Source organism: Peribacillus sp. NPDC094092, assembly GCF_050279365.1.
Taxonomy (GTDB): domain Bacteria; phylum Bacillota; class Bacilli; order Bacillales; family DSM-1321; genus Peribacillus.
The window spans coordinates 1-1,067 of record NZ_JBNNUC010000020.1; the positions used below are offsets into that span (position 1 = coordinate 1).

Consider the following 1,067-nt stretch of genomic DNA (forward strand, 5'->3'; position numbering starts at 1 on the left):
TCACACCCGTTCCCATTCCGAACACGGCAGTTAAGCTCTTCAGCGCCGATGGTAGTTGGGGGTTTCCCCCTGTGAGAGTAGGACGCCGCCAAGCATTCATATATGGAGGATTAGCTCAGCTGGGAGAGCATCTGCCTTACAAGCAGAGGGTCGGCGGTTCGATCCCGTCATCCTCCACCATTTTTACACTTGCCGGTGTAGCTCAACTGGTAGAGCAACTGACTTGTAATCAGTAGGTTGGGGGTTCAAGTCCTCTTGCCGGCACCATTTTCATATAGCATATATAAATAGTTTATATGAGCCATTAGCTCAGTTGGTAGAGCATCTGACTTTTAATCAGAGGGTCGAAGGTTCGAATCCTTCATGGCTCACCATTTTATTATGCGGGTGTGGCGGAATTGGCAGACGCACCAGACTTAGGATCTGGCGCCGCAAGGCGTGGGGGTTCAAGTCCCTTCACCCGCATGTTCGCGGAAGTAGTTCAGTGGTAGAATACAACCTTGCCAAGGTTGGGGTCGCGGGTTCGAATCCCGTCTTCCGCTCCACTATTTATTTTATGCCGGGGTGGCGGAACTGGCAGACGCACAGGACTTAAAATCCTGCGGTAGGTGACTACCGTACCGGTTCGATTCCGGTCCTCGGCACCATCTTCATCTTAATATGCGCCCGTAGCTCAATTGGATAGAGCATCTGACTACGAATCAGAAGGTTGTAGGTTCGACTCCCGCCGGGCGCACCATATTTTTTCGGGAAGTAGCTCAGCTTGGTAGAGCACTTGGTTTGGGACCAAGGGGTCGCAGGTTCGAATCCTGTCTTCCCGACCATGATTTTTTTGGGGCCTTAGCTCAGCTGGGAGAGCGCCTGCCTTGCACGCAGGAGGTCAGCGGTTCGATCCCGCTAGGCTCCACCAAAAAACTTGACAAGCCAATTCGGCTTTGATATGATATGAAAGTTGATTCTTTAAGAAGAGTCAAATTGCTCTTTGAAAACTGAACAAAACAAAGCGCCAACGTTAAATTTTAAGTGAGCACACACTATCAAAAAAGCGAATGAGCAAGTCAAACATT

At 50.0% G+C, this 1,067-nt stretch carries 9 tRNA genes and 1 rRNA gene; all 10 read left to right on the top strand.

Features of this window, described 5'->3' with window-relative positions:
- Positions 1–94: ribosomal RNA gene (rrf, locus tag ACQKNS_RS27295) — 5S ribosomal RNA — on the top strand; the annotation flags it as partial.
- A 10-nt stretch (positions 95–104) separates the two neighbouring features.
- A tRNA-Val gene (locus tag ACQKNS_RS27300) sits at positions 105–180 on the top strand.
- An 11-nt stretch (positions 181–191) separates the two neighbouring features.
- Positions 192–267: transfer RNA gene (locus ACQKNS_RS27305), tRNA-Thr, on the top strand.
- Positions 268–298: 31 nt separating this feature from the next.
- Positions 299–374, top strand: a tRNA-Lys gene (locus tag ACQKNS_RS27310).
- A 9-nt stretch (positions 375–383) separates the two neighbouring features.
- Positions 384–465: transfer RNA gene (locus ACQKNS_RS27315), tRNA-Leu, on the top strand.
- A 5-nt stretch (positions 466–470) separates the two neighbouring features.
- A tRNA-Gly gene (locus ACQKNS_RS27320) sits at positions 471–545 on the top strand.
- 13 nt (positions 546–558) lie between these two features.
- Positions 559–647: transfer RNA gene (locus tag ACQKNS_RS27325), tRNA-Leu, on the top strand.
- Positions 648–662: 15 nt separating this feature from the next.
- Positions 663–739: transfer RNA gene (locus ACQKNS_RS27330), tRNA-Arg, on the top strand.
- Between the two features lie 8 nt (positions 740–747).
- Positions 748–824 (top strand) — tRNA-Pro (locus ACQKNS_RS27335).
- Positions 825–834: 10 nt separating this feature from the next.
- A tRNA-Ala gene (locus tag ACQKNS_RS27340) sits at positions 835–910 on the top strand.
- Positions 911–1,067 lie beyond the last annotated feature (157 nt).